Origin of the sequence: Nonlabens antarcticus (genome assembly GCF_015356755.1) — a bacterium.
Classification (GTDB): Bacteria; Bacteroidota; Bacteroidia; order Flavobacteriales; family Flavobacteriaceae; genus Nonlabens; species Nonlabens antarcticus.
Map to the genome: position 1 here is coordinate 286985 of NZ_JADFCO010000063.1, position 22212 is coordinate 309196.

Annotated in this window: 21 protein-coding genes and 5 tRNA genes; 3 read left to right on the forward strand and 23 right to left on the reverse strand. The window is 39.0% G+C overall.

Annotation, left to right across the window (positions count from 1 at the left end):
• Positions 1-2: 2 nt before the first annotated feature.
• The 19 genes from rplK to IQ282_RS05780 form a co-directional block, all read right to left on the reverse strand.
• A complete protein-coding gene (rplK, locus tag IQ282_RS05690; RefSeq protein ID WP_194850882.1) occupies positions 3-443 on the reverse strand; it encodes a 50S ribosomal protein L11 in 441 nt (146 codons plus the stop codon).
• Positions 444-512: 69 nt separating this feature from the next.
• The gene (gene nusG / locus IQ282_RS05695; protein ID WP_194850883.1) at positions 513-1067 is read right to left on the reverse strand and encodes a transcription termination/antitermination protein NusG; all 555 of its coding nucleotides are present in this window, start codon (positions 1065-1067) and stop codon (positions 513-515) included.
• 9 nt (positions 1068-1076) lie between these two features.
• Positions 1077-1277, reverse strand: coding sequence for a preprotein translocase subunit SecE (gene secE, locus IQ282_RS05700; RefSeq protein ID WP_194850952.1), 201 nt, complete (start codon positions 1275-1277; stop codon positions 1077-1079).
• Between the two features lie 212 nt (positions 1278-1489).
• Positions 1490-1562, reverse strand: a tRNA-Trp gene (locus IQ282_RS05705).
• A gap of 132 nt (positions 1563-1694) precedes the next feature.
• Positions 1695-2882, reverse strand: a complete 1188-nt coding sequence (tuf, locus tag IQ282_RS05710) for an elongation factor Tu (protein ID WP_194850884.1) — start codon at positions 2880-2882, stop codon at positions 1695-1697.
• Between the two features lie 111 nt (positions 2883-2993).
• Positions 2994-3065, reverse strand: a tRNA-Thr gene (locus IQ282_RS05715).
• Positions 3066-3170: 105 nt separating this feature from the next.
• Positions 3171-3243 (reverse strand) — tRNA-Gly (locus IQ282_RS05720).
• A gap of 33 nt (positions 3244-3276) precedes the next feature.
• Positions 3277-3358: transfer RNA gene (locus tag IQ282_RS05725), tRNA-Tyr, on the reverse strand.
• Between the two features lie 36 nt (positions 3359-3394).
• A tRNA-Thr gene (locus tag IQ282_RS05730) sits at positions 3395-3468 on the reverse strand.
• 168 nt (positions 3469-3636) lie between these two features.
• The gene (locus IQ282_RS05735; protein WP_194850885.1) at positions 3637-4515 is read right to left on the reverse strand and encodes a tyrosine-type recombinase/integrase; all 879 of its coding nucleotides are present in this window, start codon (positions 4513-4515) and stop codon (positions 3637-3639) included.
• Positions 4516-4592: 77 nt separating this feature from the next.
• Complete coding sequence (rpsU, locus tag IQ282_RS05740) at positions 4593-4787, reverse strand: 30S ribosomal protein S21 (protein WP_194850886.1); 195 nt, start codon at positions 4785-4787, stop codon at positions 4593-4595.
• Positions 4788-4937: 150 nt separating this feature from the next.
• The gene (locus tag IQ282_RS05745) at positions 4938-6107 is read right to left on the reverse strand and encodes an acyl-CoA dehydrogenase family protein (RefSeq protein ID WP_194850887.1); all 1170 of its coding nucleotides are present in this window, start codon (positions 6105-6107) and stop codon (positions 4938-4940) included.
• A gap of 23 nt (positions 6108-6130) precedes the next feature.
• Positions 6131-6991, reverse strand: coding sequence for a helix-hairpin-helix domain-containing protein (locus tag IQ282_RS05750; RefSeq protein ID WP_194850888.1), 861 nt, complete (start codon positions 6989-6991; stop codon positions 6131-6133).
• 9 nt (positions 6992-7000) lie between these two features.
• Positions 7001-9085, reverse strand: coding sequence for an amino acid carrier protein (locus IQ282_RS05755; protein WP_194850889.1), 2085 nt, complete (start codon positions 9083-9085; stop codon positions 7001-7003).
• Between the two features lie 86 nt (positions 9086-9171).
• Positions 9172-10170, reverse strand: coding sequence for a potassium channel family protein (locus IQ282_RS05760; RefSeq protein WP_194850890.1), 999 nt, complete (start codon positions 10168-10170; stop codon positions 9172-9174).
• Between the two features lie 9 nt (positions 10171-10179).
• Positions 10180-10407 (reverse strand): PspC domain-containing protein, encoded by a 228-nt coding sequence (locus IQ282_RS05765; protein WP_194850891.1) that lies wholly within the window; start codon positions 10405-10407, stop codon positions 10180-10182.
• A gap of 34 nt (positions 10408-10441) precedes the next feature.
• Positions 10442-11716 carry a DUF2851 family protein gene (locus tag IQ282_RS05770; protein ID WP_194850892.1) on the reverse strand — a complete coding sequence of 425 codons (1275 nt, stop codon included), beginning with the start codon at positions 11714-11716 and terminating at the stop codon, positions 10442-10444.
• 543 nt (positions 11717-12259) lie between these two features.
• Positions 12260-13249 (reverse strand): PLP-dependent cysteine synthase family protein, encoded by a 990-nt coding sequence (locus IQ282_RS05775; protein WP_194850953.1) that lies wholly within the window; start codon positions 13247-13249, stop codon positions 12260-12262.
• A gap of 143 nt (positions 13250-13392) precedes the next feature.
• Positions 13393-14625 carry an ABC transporter permease gene (locus IQ282_RS05780; protein WP_194850893.1) on the reverse strand — a complete coding sequence of 411 codons (1233 nt, stop codon included), beginning with the start codon at positions 14623-14625 and terminating at the stop codon, positions 13393-13395.
• A gap of 13 nt (positions 14626-14638) precedes the next feature.
• Here IQ282_RS05780 and IQ282_RS05785 point away from each other — a divergent pair, with 13 nt between their 5' ends.
• Together IQ282_RS05785 and IQ282_RS05790 are read left to right on the forward strand one after the other, a co-directional pair.
• Positions 14639-15928 (forward strand): exo-beta-N-acetylmuramidase NamZ family protein, encoded by a 1290-nt coding sequence (locus IQ282_RS05785; RefSeq protein ID WP_228547233.1) that lies wholly within the window; start codon positions 14639-14641, stop codon positions 15926-15928.
• A gap of 13 nt (positions 15929-15941) precedes the next feature.
• Positions 15942-16385, forward strand: coding sequence for a DUF1569 domain-containing protein (locus IQ282_RS05790; protein ID WP_194850894.1), 444 nt, complete (start codon positions 15942-15944; stop codon positions 16383-16385).
• 37 nt (positions 16386-16422) lie between these two features.
• Here the strand turns inward: IQ282_RS05790 and IQ282_RS05795 are convergent, their stop codons facing one another.
• The 3 genes from IQ282_RS05795 to IQ282_RS05805 all read right to left on the reverse strand — a co-directional run bounded on the left by IQ282_RS05795 (position 16423) and on the right by IQ282_RS05805 (position 19533).
• Positions 16423-17187 (reverse strand): hypothetical protein, encoded by a 765-nt coding sequence (locus tag IQ282_RS05795; RefSeq protein ID WP_194850895.1) that lies wholly within the window; start codon positions 17185-17187, stop codon positions 16423-16425.
• Entirely contained in the window at positions 17180-18187 is a 1008-nt protein-coding gene (gene obgE / locus IQ282_RS05800; protein ID WP_194850896.1) for a GTPase ObgE, read from the reverse strand. Before obgE ends, IQ282_RS05795 begins: the two co-directional genes overlap by 8 nt.
• Positions 18188-18429: 242 nt before the next feature.
• Positions 18430-19533: an adenylate kinase gene (locus IQ282_RS05805; protein ID WP_194850897.1), complete on the reverse strand. Its 1104-nt coding sequence runs from the start codon at positions 19531-19533 to the stop codon at positions 18430-18432.
• A 266-nt stretch (positions 19534-19799) separates the two neighbouring features.
• On the opposite strand from IQ282_RS05805, the gene IQ282_RS05810 reads away from it, so the two are divergent.
• Positions 19800-20942, forward strand: coding sequence for a 5-(carboxyamino)imidazole ribonucleotide synthase (locus IQ282_RS05810; RefSeq protein ID WP_194850898.1), 1143 nt, complete (start codon positions 19800-19802; stop codon positions 20940-20942).
• A gap of 288 nt (positions 20943-21230) precedes the next feature.
• Here IQ282_RS05810 and IQ282_RS05815 read toward each other — a convergent pair whose 3' ends face one another.
• The gene (locus IQ282_RS05815) at positions 21231-22013 is read right to left on the reverse strand and encodes a hypothetical protein (protein ID WP_194850899.1); all 783 of its coding nucleotides are present in this window, start codon (positions 22011-22013) and stop codon (positions 21231-21233) included.
• Positions 22014-22212: the final 199 nt, after the last annotated feature.

The following is a 22212-nucleotide window of genomic DNA, read 5'->3' on the forward strand; positions in this document are numbered from 1 at the left end:
TTTTAAGCAGGTGCGTTACCGCCCTTTACATTAATACCCAATGATCTTGCAGTACCAGCTATCATTTTCATAGCGCTTTCTACTGTAAAAGCATTTAGATCAGGCATTTTGTCTTCTGCGATCAGTTTTACCTGATCCCAGCTTATGGTTCCAACTTTCTTACGGTTAGGCTCACCACTACCAACTTTAATTTTTGCTGCTTCTAGGATTTGTACTGCTGCTGGAGGAGTTTTAATTACAAAATCAAAGGACTTATCCTTAAAAACCGTAATTGCAACTGGTAAAATCTTACCAGCCTTATCCTGGGTTCTAGCATTGAACTGCTTACAGAACTCCATGATATTAACACCAGCCGCACCTAATGCAGGTCCTACAGGTGGAGATGGGTTTGCTGCACCACCTCTAACTTGTAACTTTACAACCTTAGATACTTCTTTAGCCATTTTTAATTTATTTCAAAGTTTAACAGATATAAAGTGGAAGCCTTATACACTGCTTATAAACTGTAACACTTATACTTTTTCTACTTGCATATAGCTTAGCTCCAATGGAGTCTTACGGCCAAATATCTTAACCATAACCTCAAGCTTACGCTTCTCTTCGTTTACTTTTTCAATTGTACCATTGAACCCATTAAATGGACCGTCGATAACCTTGATTGTTTCACCACTCTTGAATGGGATGTTAACGTTATCAGTTTGTTCTGCAAGCTCATCGACCTTACCTAACATCCTATTAACCTCTGCTCTTCTCAATGGAACCGGCTCGCCACCTTTCGTTTCACCTAAGAAACCTATGACGCCGTTAACAGATTTAATAATATGGGGTACCTCACCTTCAAGACGTGCTTGAACCATGATGTATCCTGGAAAATAAACCTTCTCTTTATTAATTTTTTTACCGTCTCGTATCTGCACTACCTTTTCGGTAGGAACAAGAATTTGCTTTAAGTAATCACCTAGGTTATGGTGGTTGATTTCAGATTCAATATATTCTTTGATCTTATTTTCTTGACCGCTAACAGATCTTACTACATACCACTTCATTACATCTTTTTCCTCACTCATGTCGTAGTATTATGTTGTTTTGATCCATTCAAAGTAATTGGTAATAGCCGTACTAAACACGGTATCTATTCCATAGATAATCAATGCAAAAATAACTGAAAAGACTGCCACGGTTACCGTTAGCTTTTGAGCCTCTGCCCATGTAGGCCACGTGACAAAGTTTGTCAACTCATTGTAAGACTCCTTTACATATGTTACTAATCCCATAATTTGAACGATCTATCGTGAATCGCTTCACTTGATTATTTCTTTGAACTTTGTAAAGAGTTCATTTGTACTGTTTCTCAACAAGTATAAACTTGTCGTTTTGCGCGGACTGACAGGCTTACCGTTCTTCAACGGCACAAGCTTCTCGTCTCACTACTTCATTATTTCAGTTATCATTAAAGTAAGACCCAAAGGATTTAACTCTAATCATTTTGCGCGGACTGAGAGGCTCGAACTCCCGACAGCTGGTTTTGGAAACCAGTGCTCTACCAACTGAACTAAGTCCGCATTCCTATTTTATGCAGTTTTATCTGCTGTAAGTATGCTTTCGCGAAAGCGAAAACTTTACGTATTCCCCAACAATGGGAAAGTATCCTATCTAAAATTCATCAGATAGGATACTTACTTTAGTTGGAAATATTAATCTAATATCTCAGTCACCTGACCTGCTCCTACTGTTCTACCACCCTCACGGATTGCAAAACGAAGACCTAGGTTCAATGCGATAGGCTGGATAAGATCAACAGTAATTGTCAAGTTATCTCCAGGCATTACCATCTCAACACCATCTGGAAGCATAATGTTTCCAGTTACATCAGTGGTACGTACGTAAAACTGTGGACGGTAGTTATTATGGAATGGAGTGTGACGTCCACCTTCTTCTTTTTTCAAGATATAAACCTCAGCTTTGAATTTAGCGTGTGGAGTTACAGATCCTGGCTTAGTAATAACCATACCACGAGAGATTTGAGATTTCTCAATACCTCTCAAAAGGATACCTGCATTATCTCCAGCCTCACCTCTATCAAGAATCTGACGGAACATTTCAATACCTGTAATAGTAGAAGTCAATTTTTGAGCTCCCATACCGATGATCTCAACAGGATCTCCAGTGTTTGCCACACCAGTCTCAATACGACCAGTTGCAACAGTACCACGACCTGTAATAGAGAATACATCCTCGATAGGCATCAAGAAAGGCTTATCTACCTCACGTGTAGGCTCCTCGATCCATGTGTCAACAGATTCCATCAATTCAAGAACTGAATCCACCCATTTTTGCTCACCATTCAATGCACCTAGTGCAGATCCAGATATAACAGGACCATTGTCACCATCATATTCATAGAAATTCAATAGATCACGAACTTCCATGTCTACTAATTCAAGTAACTCCTCATCATCTACCATGTCAACCTTATTAAGGAAAACAACGATACGTGGAATACCTACCTGACGTCCTAGAAGGATGTGCTCGCGCGTTTGTGGCATTGGACCATCAGTTGCAGCAACAACAAGAATAGCACCGTCCATTTGGGCAGCACCAGTTACCATGTTCTTTACGTAATCTGCGTGACCAGGACAATCTACGTGTGCGTAGTGTCTGTTTTTAGTTTGATACTCAACGTGTGAAGAGTTGATCGTGATACCACGTTCTTTTTCTTCTGGAGCATTGTCAATTTGATCAAAACTTGTTGCCTTAGAGTAACCAGCATCTGCAAGTACTTTAGTGATTGCAGCAGTAAGAGTTGTCTTACCGTGGTCAACGTGACCAATAGTTCCTACATTAAGGTGAGGTTTCGAACGATCGTACGTTTCTTTAGCCATAATTATAATCTTAGTTTATATTAGTGTTTCAATTAAAAACTGAGACGGAAATAAAACCAAATCAGCTTATACTATCTAGGGTCTCCCGGAGAGACCTTATTCTTTATTTAGAGCCAATGATGAGATTTGAACTCATGACCTCTTCCTTACCAAGGAAACGCTCTACCCCTGAGCTACACCGGCTTATGGTGTTATCGCTTTCGCGAAAGCGAAATAGCCGAGGGCTTTTTTATCACTAAAACACACATAGCATTTAAGTGAGATTCCCGCCCTAGCGGAAAATATTTGAGCGAGAGACCGGGTTCGAACCGGCGACATTCAGCTTGGAAGGCTGACGCTCTACCAACTGAGCTACTCTCGCAATTACCATCATAATGACGGTCTTAATTAAATGTGGGGAGAGCAGGATTCGAACCTGCGAAGACGTAGTCAGCGGAGTTACAGTCCGCCCTCGTTGGCCGCTTGAGTATCTCCCCTCAATCTAATTATTTCAATTTTTCAAAAAACTTAAGAGCCGATGGAGGGACTCGAACCCACGACCTGCTGATTACAAATCAGCTGCTCTAGCCAGCTGAGCTACATCGGCTTATGTGAGATTTAAAGCGCCACACGCTCCCATTATTTCTAACGGACTGCAAATGTAAGCCTATTTTTTAATTAGCAAAAAATAATTGAAGAAAAATATTTAGCTCAAGGTTATATTTTTTTTAATCTACATGTAAAAGCCCTCCTATTTCTAGATAATGTTATATCGTTATTTATTTCTGGGATGAGCTTTACGATGAATATCCTTTAATGCTTGCATGCTAGTATGCGTATAAACCTGGGTACTTGCAAGACTCGTGTGTCCCAGCAATTCTTTCACCGCATTTAAATCTGCACCCTGATCCAGTAAATGAGTAGCAAACGTATGCCTCAATATATGTGGACTCACCTTTACTTTGAGACTGACTTGTTTAAAATAATCAGTAACGACTCTATAAATTAATGACGCATAGACTGGATTACCTGAATCGGTTATAAAAAAATGATTTTCATTATCGGTTGTTAGCGGGTTTCTTAAATTTAGGTAATCGGTTAGTATTTGAGTAGAAGATTTCAATAGTGGAACGATTCGTTCTTTATTCCGTTTTCCTAAAATCTTTACTCGATCCTGAGAAATTTGTACCGCATCAAGGGTCAGTCCCATCAATTCTGCACGGCGCATTCCTGTAACATACAATAATTCAATCATGGCTCTATTCCTAACCTCTGCAAACGAATCTTCATTATAAGGCTGATTGAACAGGTCGCTTAGTTCTTTTTGAGAAAATGGAACTTGTACTTTTTTGGCGATTTTCAAGCTTTTGTGCAATACCATCATATTAGAATCTAAGTGGTTCTGTGCTCTCAAGTATTTATAATAAGATTTGAGCGATGACATTTTGCGATTGATGGTCCTACTTGTCAGCGCTGCATCCATCAATTCTGACATCCACTGCCGCACCATGGAGTAATTAGCGTCTTTCAGATCCACTTCATGTTCCTTAATGAATTCCTGGAATTGCTCAAGATCTCTTATATAAGAACTAGAGGTATGAGCACTATAGTGCTTCTCAGATTCTAGGTATTTTTTAAATTCAGGCAGTTTCATCAAAAAAGCGCATAAAAAAAACGATCCGATAAATTTAGTGATTTATCGGATCGTCAGTATTACTATTAGGCAAAGAACTATAGGTTCTCCGCATCTCTTAAGTGCTGGATGTATTCAGCTTTAATTTTTTGTGCGCGATTTGCAACAGATGGTTTAGTGAACTGCTGTCTTCTGCGTAGTTCACGCATTTTTCCTGTACGATCAAACTTGCGTTTAAAGCGTTTCAGGGCTCTGTCGATATTTTCTCCGTCTTTAACTGGTATAATTAACATAGTATCATCACCTCCTCTCTTTGGGATGGCAAAAATACGTTATTAATTGATATCCTAAACTATTAATTGATTTTTTACTAGGGTCTTTTTAAAAGTCTGGCTCACTAAAGGTAAATGGTAAGCCAGACTTTATAAGAGTGGTTCCTCGAACTACTTAGCAGCTGGCTTATAATCCTTGCCGTCAAGTGTCATTTTTGCAATGATCTCACGCATGATTTCACTGGTTCCACCACCTATAGGACCTAATCTACTATCTCGAGACATTCTTGCTAATGGGTATTCTTCAATATATCCATAACCACCTAAAAATTGAAGACAACCGTAAATTACTTCGTCTGAAATTTTAGTAGATAGCAACTTTGCCATGCTCGCCTCTTTTACTGGGTAAAGACCTTTGTCAAGTTCCTCCGCAATAGAATAATTAAAATTCTTTGCCATTTCAACCTCGCTCATCATATCTGCAAGTTTGTGACGTAGTGCTTGAAATTTATCCAAAGACTTACCGAATGCCGTACGGTCCTTCATATATCCCACCGTATATTCTAAAGCATATTCTGCACGTGCATGACCATTTATAGCCATAATCAATCGCTCTAGTGCAAAGTGTTGCATGATATAAGGGAAGCCTTTTCCTTCTTCTCCCATCAAATTTTCTACTGGAATGCGTACATCATTAAATCCTATCTCTCCAGTATCACTAGCTCTCCATCCTAATTTATTCAATTTAGTAGCGCTTATTCCTGGAGTTTCACGATCCATAACAAATATGGAAATACCACGACCTTTAGCGTCGGGATCTGTTTTTGCAGCAATAACTAAGTAGTCAGAATAAACACCATTTGTAATAAAGGTCTTTGAACCATTGATCACATAATGATCACCATCTTTTACAGCTGTTGTTCTCATTCCAGCAACATCACTCCCACCGAATGGCTCTGTAATACACAGGCATCCTATTTTATCACCAACTAGTGTAGGCACTAGGTATTCTTGTTTTATTCTCTCATCACCTTCTTTCAATAAGTGTTGAGCTCCTAAAAATGCCTGAACCCACATTGCAGCAGCAAAGCCACCAGAATTTATACGTTGCATTTCTTCCAGAAAAATAACAGTATAGAAAAAATCAAGGTCTAATCCTCCATACTCTTCAGGATAATACAACCCGAAGTAGCCCATATCGCCCATTTTCTTAAAAATGTCACGATCTATTTGGCCAGTTTCTTCCCATCTTTCAATGTGAGGCACTGCTTCTTTTTTGAGAAATTCTCTAAAACTTTGTCGGAACGCGTTATGTTCTTCCGTGAAATATTTTGAATACATAGAAAGTACTTATAGTTTTTTTATTAATTCAATGTCAAATATAGCTGAATTAGCGATAATTTTTCCTGAGGAAACCTAGAGGTTAACAACACCTTATCCCAACTTTTAAAACCATCACGCAACGTGCGCTGCTCTATCAGCTCATCAATGAGGTAGTCGTTAAAATAAGGAATGGTTGACAACTCATCCCGAGTTGACGTATTTAATTTATGCTTTTTAAAGCCTTGTGGCGGTTTTATAAAAAAGTGTTTCTTCACTTCCAGCATTGTAGAGTCTGTGATTCCATACACATCCAGTACTTGCTCCATGGCGATAAAGCCGTTCAATTTGATGCGTTCCTCTAGAATCCTTCCAGATAATGCGGGACCTATTCCATAGACCTCTTTCAATTGTTCACGACTAGCGGTATTAATATTACTAATAACAATCTTCCGGTCTTTATAGCTTGTATAAGATTTTGATTTCGTTTTTGGGTTATTAACCCAGGCAGGAAACTTAAAATAGGGTGAGATACTATCTAGCCACTGTTTACTTACCTCAGTCACTTGCTGGAATTGTGCTGGAGAATTGATAAATGTTCCGCTTTCGCGAAAGCGGTTTAACCGTAACAACTCTTCTTCATTCAATCCTATTTGATAGGCACGATAATCATTGATATAGTTAGGATTGAAGGGATAGATCGTGTCCTTCTTGCGATAGGCAATGCGTTTGAGCGAGTCGATTTTTTCCTGATATTCAGAAACGTCAGTTAGAAGCAATCGATCATCAGGAATTGTTGAGGCATAATAACGCAATCCACAAACTATCACTAACAATAGCATTAAAAGCAAAATCCCTCTTTGTTGTCGTTTGTCGAACAAAAAGAGGGATTTTAAATTTTTCATTTGGTGATTTTAAGCATCTGTCTTGAGTCCTAGTTCACCAGCTTTTAATTTTTTCCAGTACACATTCAGATCTTCACGCACCTCTTTTGACATCAACAACAACCCTATAATATTAGGGAATGACATCGCAAGAATCATCATGTCTGAAAAGTCCAGTACCGCTCCCAATGAAACAGAGGAACCTATCACAACAAATACCAGGAATAATATTTTGTATGCCACCTCAACCGTTTTGCTTCTACCAAAAAGGTACGTCCAGGCGCGCATCCCATAATAAGACCAGCTGATCATAGTACTGAAAGCAAAAAGGAATACCGCTCCTGCAAGTACATAAGGGAACCAAGAAATAACACTACCAAAAGCATCAGAGGTTAATTGTGCACCCGCAATTCCTTCTACCTCGTGCATCCCTGTAAAGATCAAAACTAACGCTGTAAGTGTACAAACTACAACGGTGTCGATAAATGGCTCTAACAATGCAACAAAACCTTCTGATGGTGGATGGTGTGTTTTTGCAACACTGTGTGCAATAGCTGCTGATCCTACACCGGCTTCATTTGAGAAAGCTGCTCTCTGGAAACCTACAATTAGAACTCCTATAATTCCACCTTTTATAGCAGATGGGCTGAATGCACCATCGATAATGGCATTGAATGCTGGCCCGATGTTTTCAATATTAATAACAATAACGGCTAGCGCTGCAAGAACATAAACACTGGCCATAAATGGTACTACTTTTTCAGTAACCTTTGCGATACTGCGTATTCCACCTATGATAACAACTCCTACTAGAACAGCTGTCACAATCCCGAACCAGAACCCTTGTCCTTCCAAGAAGCTAAATTGTGTTTCTAAACCTGCAAAAGCTTGATTTGACTGAAACATATTTCCACCACCGAAGGAAGCTCCTATACAAAGTATAGCAAACATCACCGCTAGTACTTTTCCTAATCCTTTTTTATTTTGTTTAGCGAGACCGTATCGCAAGTAATTCATAGGACCTCCATAAACGGAACCATCTGCAGCGATAAATCTATATTTTACACCTAGCGTACATTCTACAAATTTTGAAGACATTCCTAAAAGACCTGCAAGGATCATCCAGAAGGTTGCCCCTGCACCACCCAGTGAAATAGCTACCGCGACACTGGCAATGTTTCCTAAGCCTACGGTTCCAGAAACTGCTGTTGCTAGCGCCTGAAAGTGTGTTACCTGACCTGGTGCAGATGGGTCATCAAACTTACCTTTTGCAAGGTCGATCGAGTGCTTAAATCCTCTAAAGTTGATAAAGCCCATACGGATCGTAAAGAACAATGCTCCCAATACTAACCATACCACGATAAAAGGAATTCCCTTTTGTTGTACGTCTCCATTAGGATGCAACAATGGAACTTTCTCACTGTACTCTACTCTTGCAAAAAGGTGAGCTCCAGTTTCTACTACATCTCCTCCTACTTCACCGTTATAGATAACATCACCTTCTTGTAATTCTTTACCTCTACTTTCTAAGTGAGTAAAAACTCCCGTGGATGGCGAATTAATGGTTACGTCCTGGCCTCCCGCAACAGAAATAATTGCAATAGGATCACCTACCATTACCTTTTCACCATTAGGCTTTAACCATGATTTTAAGCTATACTTATTAAGATCGCCCGCTTCCCAGCCTGGAATAGATATATTTTTACCTTCCGCATATACTACGGGATCATAAATTCCCGTGGCTGTAAAGGGATCCCAGAAAAGGATATTTCCCATTGCAGCTACTGCAGGAACTGCGGCTCCATTTAAAATTTCTGTAATGTGCTCTGCCTTAATTTTGTAAACTCCGGCTGCTGTATTGCCCTGAGAGTCTATTACTTCAACAGTGTAATCAATTCCCTCGCTTAAACCTACAGCCTTGTTTTCTGAAAGAGGCGTTGATTGATTGGACCATTTGTAAGTGTAGGGTGCAACTCCACCAGTGACCGTTACCTCAATAACACCGTCATTAATTTCTGATGTTGGATTGGAAGTTTCAGCTTGTAGTTCTAGTTCTTGTGCTTGTGTAAAATTTGCGATCAGTAGAAAGCTGAAAAATAGAAGTATTTTATTCATTTTGAATTATCAGATAGAATTAAGCCAGCAAGATGCATAAAAATCTCGCTTTATAAAAGTTTTGTTAAGAAATAGTAAAGATCCTTTCAATGTATTCTATAAGATTTTTGTAGTTGTGCTATCTGATTTGAGTTTCCAACTACAATAATCTTTGACCCGGGTACGATAGCGGTATCTGGGCTAGGGTTCACTACATATTCACCATCAGGAGACTTGTAACCTATTATGGTACAACCCGTTTCTTGTCTCAGGTTTAAATCAATCATGGAGCGATTTTCCTTATCATCAAACATCTGTTCAAAAGAAATCTGCTCTAAATTTACCCCATCTTCACCTCCATAATTTAAATTATCCCAGAATTCAATTAAATCTGGGCTAACTACTAGAGAGGCCATGTGTTGTCCACCTATTTGATCAGGTAATATGACATTGTCTGCCCCAGCGAGCTTCAGTTTTTTATAACTAGTATCCTCGCTTGCTCTAGAAATGATCTTTAATCCTTTGTTGAGTTGTCGGGCACTTAATACCACAAAGAGATTATCGGCATCATCTGGTAATGCTGTTATAAGTACAGACGCCTTTTCAATTTTTGCTCGCTGTAATATTTCATCTTCATTAGCATTCCCGTGAACAAAATATTTATGATCTAATGGACTGTTGTCAATGACTTCTTGTTGCTTTTCAATAATCACAAAATCACGCTTGAAATCCTGAAGTCTAATTACCGCCTGACGACCATTCCTCCCATAACCGCATACAATAATATGATTTTCCATAGTCTTTAAATATTTTAATTGGGCTCGCTGTCGTCGAGCTGAAACAGAGTTTTTAAAAAGAAGGTATTCTGAAATGACCGATACTGAGTAACCTAATATAATTACACTTGTAAGAAGTAAAAATATTGTAAACAGTTTTGACTCAGGGCTGGCAGTTCCTAATTCTCTAAAACCAACTGTAGTGATGGTGATCACCGTCATATACAGAGAGTCGACCCATGAAAGTTCTAAAATAAACCTATAGCCTAAACATCCTACCAATAGAATCAGTACCAATAAACTTATGGCAATTGTTATTTTATTACGCATTATGGGGCATTAAAGATCAAAAACAGAACTGCGTTTCACGTGAACGAGATCTTTCAGACGCAGCCAAAAAGCCATAACTATATATATCGCAAATCCAGCACCTAGCGTCGCAAATGTGAAATAAATAAAGGTAATTCTGACATGTTTTGCTCGCATACCTAAACGATCTGCAAGACGTGTGGATACATAGAACCCGTACTTCTCTAAATAATGTCTTAATTCGTTCACTATGCTCATGGTTCAAATTTACGTAAGTTGAATCAATCGTTAACTATGAAGGACTGCGCATCAAGTGAATTCCAATATCACAGTTCAAACAAGCGTTTTTATCGCAATAATTAGGTTTGAGCTCTAGAACCGCTTGGGATTCCAATGCGTTTTTTAACCCTATCAATTTATGAAACTGATTTGTTATCGTGTTTTTTTCCATTTTAATACCACGCATCAGCAGCAGTAACTCCTCTATATTTTGCTTGCCTTGATATTTTGCATATGCAAACCTGACTGGCACAACACAGTTAATAATCAAAAGGTCGATAAATTCGGAAGTCAAATACTTCTCTCGCTTTTCAGTGATTTTATCAAACAAGTGGCGTTCATCCCAGTAATTAGCTGCCTTTATTTGAAATAATTTCATGATTTTTTCCCTGGAGTCAGCCATTAGGATTTCCGCAAACAAAAGTGGATTTCTTTGATAGAGCATCGCTAACTGTGATAATCGTACCGTAGGATAATTTGCCGGCCGCAACCTGAAAAATTTAAGCTTGGTAAGGATAGGGTCGAGTTGGTATTTCGCTTTCGCAAAAGCGTATTCTTTTTTAAGATTCTGAAAATATCTATCTTCATGAATGGTATCTAGCAAGCCAGATTGTCCCATCAACACAGACTCTAACTGAAACGCATCATGAGCCAATTTACGCAACACAGATTGATTCATACTGGTTGCGATCTGCTCAAAAGCATCTGCATTTACCTTAGTGCCGAAACTTCTCATCAACATCTGAAAAAAGGTAGCTTCCCAATCGTTATTGTTCACATCAAGGCTCGACATTATACGGTCATAACGCTTTTCTAGCCGCTGGATAAAAACTTTTTCTAACCACATATCTCTTAGAAAAGTATCGATGTTTGCTATGCTCTTTTCGCAATTAATAAACTGATTATTCTTGTGGGCAAATAGACTGGTGTAAGAAATAATGAGCTCGTCAGACACGTATTTAGCGACCTCTAGAACCGGGATGTCAATCTCACTGCGACGCGTGATTTCTGCATCGTGTTTCCATACCACATGCAAGATGACATTATCATAGGCAGGATCGTCATCATGTCCATGACGATACCAGTCACTAGCGCGCAAGTGCATCTCTACATTTCCAGCCCAGGCTTGACCAGCAATCTCTACCCTACAATTAAAGAAGTCAGGCCCAGAGTGGTGGTTGTGTGTTCCTAAAGATTTAATCACCACCGATTGACCAGCGGTAGTTTTAAGATCCAGACCATTTAACTTCTTGAATTTCCAGAGGTAATGGATAAAATCTTCCTGCATGGTATTAAGTTACCTGCTAATGTAAGTGATTCTGGATTAGTGATTTGCTATCTGTTCTTGATCTAGTGGTTTATCCACTACTTCAATCGAAAGCGAAATCGTTAATTAATTTTTAAGATGCGAATTCTTAGGTGGTATTTGTAAAGTGGTTTTGGTTATCCTTGTAGTTAGGGGAAATTTGAACAAACAATAGATATTAAGGTTTTACAACGGACAACAATAGTAAAAACTCCCTTCCCATCACCTAAACATGTATTTGCTAAATTTCTTCCGGCTTTTCCGAGTCATTAAATATAATGGTGAAAATCACTCGCCACTTATGCTCACAGCAGGGAATATAGAATGTTATATTTTCAGGTCTACTAAATAGATAAGCAAATCACATTCAGAATACGTTGAGGGTAGGTAAAACTCCCAAATATTGCCAGTTCCATGAGATATTGAAACGAGTTCAGCATGACAAATCATTAGCAATGTTTGATACTTAGGATTTAAAACGGCAATCAGAATTTGAGCAGCAAAAGCAAAGTAAACAATCGGCAATTACTCTTCTAGCCATCCTTTTGATGCCATCCATTCATCGTTGAAGAATTTCCCAACATAACGACTCCCGTGATCGTGGTATAAAATGACAACGACATCATCTTTAGTAAATGGCTGTTCCTCATGAATTTGCAACAATCCTTTAATGGCAGCTCCAGCACTATTTCCTAGAAACATTCCTTCTTCTTTAGCAAGCCTACGCGTGTAGACTGCTGCGTCCTTATCAGTTACTTTAGTAAAGCCATCGATAACTTCAAATCTCACATTTAATGGTAGGATATCCTCACCTATTCCTTCGGTTACGTAGGGATAGATTTCCTTTTCGTCAAATATTCCGGTTTCATGGTATTTCTTGAAAACCGATCCATAGGTATCGATTCCCCATATCTTCACATCGGGATTCTTACCTTTTAGATACGTTCCTACTCCAGATATAGTACCACCGGTTCCCACTCCTACTACAAAGTGCGTCACTTTTCCATCGGTTTGCTCCCAGATTTCTGGTCCAGTACTCATATAATGTGCCTTACAATTGGAAGGGTTGTCATACTGATTTACATACCAGGAATTGGGTATTTCCTCACTCAATCGCTTGCTGGTAGAATAATAAGATTGCGGGTCGTCTGGGGCAACGTCTGTAGGACAAACATGAACCTCAGCACCCACGGCACGCAATATGTCCATTTTTTCTTTAGACTGCTTATCGCTCAATACACAAATAAGCTTGTATCCTTTGATAATGGCAGCAAGCGCAAGTCCCATTCCTGTATTTCCACTGGTTCCTTCAATGATGGTGCCGCCTGGTTTAAGACGACCATCTGCTTCTGCATCTTCAATCATCATGAGTCCCATGCGATCTTTTGTACTATTTCCCGGGTTGAAAGTCTCGTATTTGGCCAGTACCAAACAAGGCAGGTCTTCAACAAGTTTATTCATCTTAATCATAGGAGTGTTTCCTATGGTTCCCAATATATTTTCAACGTAATCCATGATCTTTTTTTGCGCTGCAAATTTAGGATTTTGCCTGAAGTATACCACGGTATTCCCATCGGTTATTTTCATGACTGGTATTGAGGGGATTCCGCTTTCGCGAAAGCGGTCTGTTCCAACTAAAAGAAATGAATTCTTAAAGCCTATTCAAAACGCATCGCTTTTACCGGAGAGATCCGGCTGACGATATAGGTAGGGATAATTAAAACGATTAAACAAATGGTAAACGTACCTAAATTGAGCAATAGAACATGCCACCAGGAAATAAAAACAGGTGCTTCACTTACATAATAAGTAGCGGGATCAAGAGTTAATGGCGCAAAGAAATATTGCAGCCCGACTAGCCCTAATCCTATCGCATTACCCCAGAACAAACCTTTTAAAATGAGACTCATCGCATTGTATAAAAAGACTTTACGCACCATCCAGTCTGTCGCACCCAGGGACTTGAGAACGCCTATCATATTAGTACGGTCTAAGATTAAAACCAGTAATGCCGTAATCATATTGATAACACCCACCAGTAATATAATACCAATAATACCATAGATATTTCCATCTAAAAGAGCCAGCCAGTCAAAAATTGTGGGATACTGCTCTTTAATAGTTCTAGCCTCCAACATTTGCGGGACATTTAGGAAAACTTCTTTTCCTACTTCATCAATCTGGGCAAAATCACCAATAAAGACCTCAAACTTCCCAACTTCATCGTCTTCCCATTTATTGATCTTCTGAATGTTGCGAATGTCTCCCAAAATGAATTTTGTATCGTATTCCTCGAGGCCGCTATCATAGATCCCGACCACGGTAAATGCCCTAGCGAGTGGTTCTTCATTTTCCTTCATGAAATAGGTGGGTGCTTTATCACCCACTTTTAAACCTAACCTGCGAGAGATATCATCAGAAATCAAAATATCCTTAGAGGTTGACTCTTGAGAAACATCAGGCAATTCACCCTCGACTAAAAACTCCTTGAAGCTTTCCCAGCGGTAATCGGTGCCCACTCCTTTTAGTATGACACCTTCAAAATCTGTTGCCGTACGGATCATAGCTCCTTTTGTAGCAACAGCTTGAACGTGAGAAACCTCTGGAACCGACTTGAAATCAGGGTAAAAATCCTGGTTTATGGAGATAGGTTTGACGGTAGTAATGGAGTTATTGCGATCAAATAGTGAAATTGTTACATCTCCATTGAATGCGCTGACCTTCTCCCTAATCTTTTTTTGTAGGCCCACGCCGGTCGCAATGGCGATGATCATTACAACCATACCTATCGCAATTGCTGCCGTGGCAATTTTTATTATCGGTGCGCTTACGCTATTTTTATAAGCCGTACTATTTTGTACGCGCTGTGCTATGAAATACTCTAGATTCAACCTTTATTCTTCTATGTTCAAATATACCATAATCCTTATGGCTTTTATGGTATCGTCCTGCGATGCCAGTGTCAATCAAAAAAATAAAATTAATTCTAAAACGGGTGAAACCACCACCATTCCTATAGCGGTTGATAGCTCTCAATTTGTGAGGCCAGTTCAAAATATGTCTACCACAGCCGCAGATCAAGTTAGCAGCTGGATAGGACAACTAAAAGGAAAGCGTGTTGCTGTAGTGGGCAATCAAACGAGTATAGTCAATTCATTAAATAAAGAGCAACGTCGCACTTGGGATCAGGCAGAAAAGATAAAATATGTACATCTAGTGGATACTTTAGTTTCATTAGGCGTTGATGTAAAAAAAGTTTTTGCTCCAGAACACGGTTTTAGAGGCAATGCAGATGCGGGTACCGCAATAGCTGATGGCACTGATAAAAGAACTGGATTGCCCATAATATCTTTATACGGAAATAACAAAAAACCCACAGCTGAACAATTAGCAGATGTCGACGTTATTCTTTTTGACATTCAGGATGTAGGTGCTCGATTCTACACCTACATATCAACACTACATTATGTAATGGAAGCCGCTGCTGATAGTAAGAAAACGGTGATCATCCTGGATAGACCTAATCCCAATGGACATTACATTGATGGACCCATACTTGATTCACAACACAAGAGTTTTGTGGGAATGCATCCAGTACCTGTCGTTCATGGGATGACAATGGGTGAATATGCACAAATGATCAATGGAGAAAAGTGGTTGCCCTATGGAAAACAAGCTAAGATAAATGTGATTAAATTGAAAAATTACACTCACGACACACCTTATACTTTACCCATCCCACCGTCTCCCAACTTGCCCAATGCGCAAGCAGTCAACCTCTATCCCAGCCTTTGCTTTTTTGAGGGCGCTGATGTGAGTGTAGGTCGCGGTACTAATATGCAGTTCCAGGTGTATGGCTCGCCATCGCTCGCAAAATATCGAGATTTCTCATTTACTCCTACTCCAGGCTATGGTTCTAAAAGACCGCCTTTTAATGGTAAGAAATGCTTTGGGGTTGATCTGCGGGAATATCCAAAATTGGATAAATTACAGTTGGATTTTTTAGTAGACGCTTACGCGAAAGCGCCTTATAAAGAAACCTTTTTCAATTCCTTTTTCACTAATCTAGCCGGCACAAAAAACCTGCAAGCTCAAATCGAAAAAGGTATGAGTGCCGCTGCAATTTCACAAACCTGGCAACAAGGTTTGAAAGAGTATGACAAAATGAGACAGCCTTATTTATTATATGAATAGTAAATCTATTGCCATGAAATCCATTTTTGAAGAACTTGAGTATCTCAAATTACGAGAACGCCTAAAAACGATTACCCCATCGAACAACGCTCAATGGGGTGTAATGAGTGCTGCTCAAATGATGAAACATTGTCAATACCCCCTCCAGGTTGCCATGGGTAAAGAGAAAATAGTAATTAAATCCAACTGGCTGGTTAAGATTCTATTCAAGAAGATGATGTATAGTTCTAAACCATACCGCAAAAATGGACCTACTCTTTCTACATTTAAAGTAGAAGATAGTCGCGATTTTGCAAGCGAAAAAGAAAAACTTGATCTATGGATTCAAGAATTGTGGTACGATCGCAATAATGAAAACCGACGCAGTCATCCTGTTTTTGGCGAGTTTACTAAGGAGCAATGGGGAGTACTTCAGTGGAAACATCTGGATCATCATTTTAAACAATTCGGAGTGTAGAAGTTCAGCTTCCTTTATTCCCGACTTATAACAATTATCAATTCCTTTCATCTACCTCTTTTATGAGATAAATAAGCGTACCCTTTGTGGTTAGTTTCAGTATCATCTGCGTTTCATTTAATTTACAAACATTGTAAATTTCAGGAGTAATTTCATCGGCACCTAATATCAGTTCAGTTCTGGTATCGTCTATACCCCAAAGTTTTACATCTTGAATTCCAAAAATATTGAAGTCCATTCTACCATCTGCCAATAAAGTAAGGACGAGTGAGCTCAACAAAGTTTCAGTAAGCTCTGGATTTTCATTGTCAGGTGAAACTTTCACTTCTCTGGCAACCCAGCGACCAAGAATCAAATCTTTTGAAAATTTAATTTTCTCACATCGATCTGTTATTAAAAACGAATACTCCTTTTGCGGACTCAGACCGTCTTGCCTTTTAAACATTAGGTCAAAATCACGAGTTGACAGGACAGCACTGCGTGTCTTCATCAACGTAAATTTGTCTTTATTGTCTAGTGTGATCGTATCGTTTTGAAAACGATAGTTTCCATCTTGAGCTACCGATAGCATAGTAGCAGAATAAGTAGAGTCTGCGCGCAGTTCTATGTAATATGATTTGAATACCTGGTTCATGGCAATCATATCATCCTCAAGCATTATTTTGGAGGCTTTTGACTTGATTACTTTTGCAAAAGACCAATTTCCTAGATAGTCCTGGGCATGAGAGCTAGCACCTATAAAAATCAACATTGCTAGGTAACAATATTGTTTCACGTATGGAAGATATTTGATGCTACTCATTCAGCATTTTCCACAACTGATCTTTGAGTTGCTGTAAGTTATATTGATTGATAGAAGAAATAAACATGTAAGGTGCACCATCAAAAGCCCCTTCATTATCTAAATGTTCTTTCAACTCAGTCATGAGTTCATCGTCCAGCATATCTGATTTAGTAATCGCGACAAATCGCTCCTTATCCAGCATTTCTGGATTGTACTTGCGCAATTCGTTCAATAGAATTTGATATTCCGCAGCAATATCTTTGGCATCTGCTGGCACCATAAAGAGCAATGTAGAATTGCGTTCAATGTGACGCAAGAATCGGTGACCTATTCCTTTGCCTTCTGCTGCACCTTCAATGATTCCAGGAATATCAGCAATTACAAAAGTTTGAAAATCACGATATTCCACAATTCCTAAATTTGGTTTTAGGGTCGTAAATTCATAGTTGGCTATTTTAGGTTTAGCCGCTGTCAAAACAGATAACAAAGTTGATTTACCAGCATTGGGAAATCCTACCAATCCTACATCGGCCAGGATTTTGAGTTCAAAAGTGACCTCTAATGCGATTCCATCCGTTCCGGGTTGAGCATAACGAGGCGTTTGCCTGGTAGAACTCTTAAAGTGCCAGTTTCCCTTTCCTCCCATTCCGCCTTCCGCAAGGATAGTTTCATCGCCATCATTTAATATTTCATGGATGATCTGGCCTGTTTCTGTATCTCTTACTACAGTTCCTAAAGGAAGTTCTAGATAAATATCCTCACCGTCTAAACCCGTACGACGTTGCTTTGCACCGTTACCACCTTGCATCGACTTAAAGTGACGCTGATATTTAAAGTGATAGAGTGTCCATAAGTTTTTATTACCACGCATTATGATGTGGCCACCACGACCACCATCACCACCGTCGGGACCACCCTTATCGATGTACTTCTCACGGTGCAAGTGGGTACTTCCCTTACCTCCACGACCGGATTCCAAGTGTACTTTAGTATAGTCTACAAAATTTCCTTCAGTCATGGTATTGTAATTAATGCCTATTGCCTATTGCCTATTGCCTATTGCCTATTGCCTATTGCCTATTGCCTATTGAAAAATAAAAATTTCAAATGGACTACCAGCTTTTCTATACGTAATTTTATGGATATAAACGCGTGACATTCAAACCTTGAAAGTCAAACTATCATCCTTTAATTATTTGCAAATCCATCTGGAAGGATGTGAATTAAAGTCTCAACGTTGAAAGTTTAACTCAAAACGATTTACAGTTTATCAAATTCTGCGCTCAATCGTTTTGTGATTTCATCAATGGATCCCTCCCCATTAACGCCGTAATATTTATCTAATTTCTGATAATAATTCTTGAGCGGTGCCGTCTGTCTGTAGTACACGCTAATGCGCCCACGTATTACTTGCTCGTTAGCATCGTCGGGACGTCCACTGCTCTTTCCTCTTTCTAATAAACGTTCTACGAGAACTTCATCATCCACCTCTAGTGCCACCATTCCACTTACTCCTGTTCCTTTACCTTCTAGTAGATTATCAAGAGCTTTAGCTTGTGCGTCAGTTCTAGGAAATCCATCAAAAATGAATCCTGCTCCATTTGGAGTTTTTTCCACTTCAGCTTTCAACATTTTGATCGTGACTTCATCTGGAACTAAATTTCCTTTATCCATGAAGGATTTGGCTAATATTCCCAGGTCAGTAGAATTCTTGATATTGTATCTAAAAACATCTCCTGTCGAGATATGAACAAGACCATATTTCTCTTTTAAACGTTCTGCCTGAGTTCCTTTTCCCGCTCCTGGAGGACCGAATAGCACTATATTTTTCATAGGGTTAGTCTGTACGTAAAGTTCGGGCAGGTTGCGCCCTAAATTGTTATAATCCATGCCGTAGCCTACGACAAATTTATTCTCAATATTTTGACCTACATAATCAATTTTCAACTGTCGGTTGTAAACTTCTGGTTTTAGAAATAAGGTCGCAATATAAAGTGCAGAAGGATTGTGGGATTTAAGCTTTCGCGAAAGCGCATCTATTGTAAGTCCCGTATCTACAATGTCTTCAACAATAATTACCGCACGATCGGTAAGATCAACATCCAGCTCCATATCCAGTCGTATCTCTCCTGTAGATGAAGTCCCTTCATAACTACTCGTGCGCAAGAATGCAACCTCACAATCACCCATGAATTTCCGGGTCAGGTCTGCCAGAACCATATAACTTCCATTCAAAACTCCCAAAAAAATAGGGTTTTTGTCCTTTAAGTCTCGATTGATTTGATAGGCAAGGTTTTCCACAGCGCCATCAATCTCTTTTACACTCAAAAAGGGCTTAAAATAAAGGTCGTGAATTTTACGCAATGCTGATAATTTTTTGCAAAGATAGTCATTTGAAAAAAGGAGGTGTTCTAATAATGAGAGTATGTAACTCTTGTTTATTTTAAAATTATTATCCTATCAGATTATGTGTTTTATCTGGGCGTTGCCTGCGGCCGGGCTTTACGTTACAATCTTTTTTATGACAATGCATTTCATGCATGAGTCATAAAAAAGGATTTTCACTTCAATCACTAACGCAAGCCTAGAGTCATCATTTAGAACCAAAATAGAACGTGTATTTTTGACACATGGAACAGACACTTTTTTCATCAGATTTTAGGTTAGGAATTCTAGGCGGTGGCCAGCTAGGAAAAATGATGTTGTACACTACCCGCAAATGGGATGTGCAGACATATGTTATGGATATGGAAGACACCGCACCTGCGTTTGAGGGCTGCACCGTTTTCTTTGAAGGTGATATTATGGATTATGAGGCTGTCATGGAATTTGGCCGTCAGGTTGATGTTCTTACTATAGAAATTGAAAACGTAAATGTGCAAGCTTTAGAAGATCTGGAAGCAGAAGGTGTTGCAGTCTCGCCTAGTGCCAAGGTTCTGAACTTAATCCGCAATAAAGCGACCCAGAAAACCTTTTATCAGGAATACCAGCTTCCAACAGCAGCCTTTGAAATCTTAGAAAAACCAGACCCAAACACAAAACGCAATTTCCCATTCATCTGGAAAAGTGCTGAAGGCGGTTACGACGGCAAAGGTGTAAAAGTAATCCGAACAGCTACTGACCTGAAGGACCTTCCTCACGAAGAATGCATTTATGAAGACCTGGTTGATTTTGAAATGGAACTTGCAGTCATCGTTGCGCGCAATTCAAATGGCAAGATAAAAACATATCCTGTGGTAGAAATGGAATTCCATCCAGAAGCAAACCAAGTAGAATATGTAATCTGTCCAGCGCGAATTTCAAATGAAGTTTCTGAAAAGGCTCGCGATCTCGCACTTAAAGTATCCCAAGCCTATGATCACGTAGGATTACTGGCCGTTGAATTATTTCTTACTAAAAATGGAGAACTCCTTATCAATGAGGTGGCACCACGACCCCACAATTCAGGTCACTACTCCATTGAGGGATCTGTGACAGACCAGTTTGAGCAGCATATACGCTGTATTTTGAACCTACCTTTAGGTTCTACCGATACTGTAAAACCAGCCGTAATGGTCAATCTTGTAGGAGAAGAAGGCTACACTGGAAACGTTATTTATGATGGTATAGAAGAAATTCTTGCCATGCCAGGCGTGACACCACACATCTATGGTAAAAAGCAAACCCGACCTTTTAGAAAAATGGGTCATGTTACTGTGGTGGCTGATGATATTGAAACAGCGAGAAGCTTAGCTGAAGAAGTGAAGCGGAAAATCAGGGTGATTAGTTCCTAGGTATGAGGTATGAGGTATGAGGTATGAGGTATGAGGAAAATAGATTTTCTAGTTTAGATTCCGGACAATTTCATTTTTTTGTACAGTTATTGCTTTGCTAAGTTAAAGTGGGAAAGCTCCTTTCCTAGAAATAGGAAATGAGGATTTTGAAGCGGCGCAGCCGCTCAGAAGACAGATAGGTTGAAATTTCGTCATAATGAATTGAATTTTAGTTTCGATACCACTGTTGTTCGATTTCTTCTTATTGCAACACTATTGATATGATGATCATTCCTAATGATTTACTTTTCAAGCTTCACTGGTAACTCTTTCCATTTCTTCTTCAATTTTCAAACCTTGACGTGATAAGTAGACTCTTAAACTTTCTTGAAATCCCATTTGTCGGCGTCTTTGATAGACATTTTTAGGATCGAACATTTTATAAAGCCTTCCATTTTTAATCTGAGTTCCATAAATTTGAGGTTGATTATTTAGCAATAAAAATCGGTCTTGAAGTAAAGCTAAAAAATTCTTTGGTAATTTTCCATTGGCAATAATAGACTTGAAATCGTCATAATAATGAGCTATCCATTTAGCATCTGAATGTTGTAATACGAGAAAGATTCCTAAATATCCGCGAAAGTCTCTTAATTGATTTTTTGGAAACCCGCATTGTTCTGTCAAGGATACAAAAAATTGCAGGTTTTCACGATCTACCGTCTGCATATCACCTATACCTTCATTTCTAACCAACTGGTCTTTTTTATAAATACTTAAAAAATCATCGTTTATATTGTTACAAGAAACCTCAACGAGTTGGACCTGGGAGATGGGATTTGAATATAATTCTAAGAGACTATCGATAATTTTCACATAAGAGTCCTCCTCCAATAACAGTATTGGTTTAATCTGTCCCTTTTCAAATTGAGGCTCAATCGCTGACTTATTTTTGTTTTGTTTTTCAGATTGCCTTTGATCCGACTGCTCTTTTTTACAACCTGAGAAAATCAGCAGCAGCATAAATCCTAATAAACGAAATCGTAGAAGGCGCTTAATTAAAGCTTGTTGAATTAAAAAGGTTGATCTAATCATGTTTTATATGACCTTGATGGATTTTAAATTTATAAGCAAAACTTGTTTAATGAGAAAAAAAAGGTGAATTCTAAAGACGGAAAGGTTGGAGTTCCGTGATAGTAAATTGAATTTTAGCTGGTGATATCAATGGTGTTTCCGTCAATTTTCTTCAATTGTAACGTATTTGAGAACGTGAACATTTTGACTTATGCACGCT

Bases quoted from the DNA above. Each gene is read 5' to 3' on its own strand.
- IQ282_RS05810 (WP_194850898.1), top strand. From the start codon at position 19,800: ATGGAACAGACACTTTTTTCATCAGATTTTAGGTTAGGAATTCTAGGC.
- IQ282_RS05815 (WP_194850899.1), bottom strand. From the start codon at position 22,013: ATGATTAGATCAACCTTTTTAATTCAACAAGCTTTAATTAAGCGCCTT.
- IQ282_RS05785 (WP_228547233.1), top strand. From the start codon at position 14,639: ATGTTCAAATATACCATAATCCTTATGGCTTTTATGGTATCGTCCTGC.
- IQ282_RS05760 (WP_194850890.1), bottom strand. From the start codon at position 10,170: ATGCGTAATAAAATAACAATTGCCATAAGTTTATTGGTACTGATTCTA.
- IQ282_RS05775 (WP_194850953.1), bottom strand. From the start codon at position 13,249: ATGGATTACGTTGAAAATATATTGGGAACCATAGGAAACACTCCTATG.
- IQ282_RS05770 (WP_194850892.1), bottom strand. From the start codon at position 11,716: ATGCAGGAAGATTTTATCCATTACCTCTGGAAATTCAAGAAGTTAAAT.
- IQ282_RS05745 (WP_194850887.1), bottom strand. From the start codon at position 6,107: ATGTATTCAAAATATTTCACGGAAGAACATAACGCGTTCCGACAAAGT.
- IQ282_RS05735 (WP_194850885.1), bottom strand. From the start codon at position 4,515: ATGAAACTGCCTGAATTTAAAAAATACCTAGAATCTGAGAAGCACTAT.
- IQ282_RS05795 (WP_194850895.1), bottom strand. From the start codon at position 17,187: ATGAGTAGCATCAAATATCTTCCATACGTGAAACAATATTGTTACCTA.
- IQ282_RS05755 (WP_194850889.1), bottom strand. From the start codon at position 9,085: ATGAATAAAATACTTCTATTTTTCAGCTTTCTACTGATCGCAAATTTT.
- rplK (WP_194850882.1), bottom strand. From the start codon at position 443: ATGGCTAAAGAAGTATCTAAGGTTGTAAAGTTACAAGTTAGAGGTGGT.
- IQ282_RS05790 (WP_194850894.1), top strand. From the start codon at position 15,942: ATGAAATCCATTTTTGAAGAACTTGAGTATCTCAAATTACGAGAACGC.
- tuf (WP_194850884.1), bottom strand. From the start codon at position 2,882: ATGGCTAAAGAAACGTACGATCGTTCGAAACCTCACCTTAATGTAGGA.
- IQ282_RS05765 (WP_194850891.1), bottom strand. From the start codon at position 10,407: ATGAGCATAGTGAACGAATTAAGACATTATTTAGAGAAGTACGGGTTC.
- rpsU (WP_194850886.1), bottom strand. From the start codon at position 4,787: ATGTTAATTATACCAGTTAAAGACGGAGAAAATATCGACAGAGCCCTG.
- obgE (WP_194850896.1), bottom strand. From the start codon at position 18,187: ATGACTGAAGGAAATTTTGTAGACTATACTAAAGTACACTTGGAATCC.
- IQ282_RS05750 (WP_194850888.1), bottom strand. From the start codon at position 6,991: ATGAAAAATTTAAAATCCCTCTTTTTGTTCGACAAACGACAACAAAGA.
- nusG (WP_194850883.1), bottom strand. From the start codon at position 1,067: ATGAGTGAGGAAAAAGATGTAATGAAGTGGTATGTAGTAAGATCTGTT.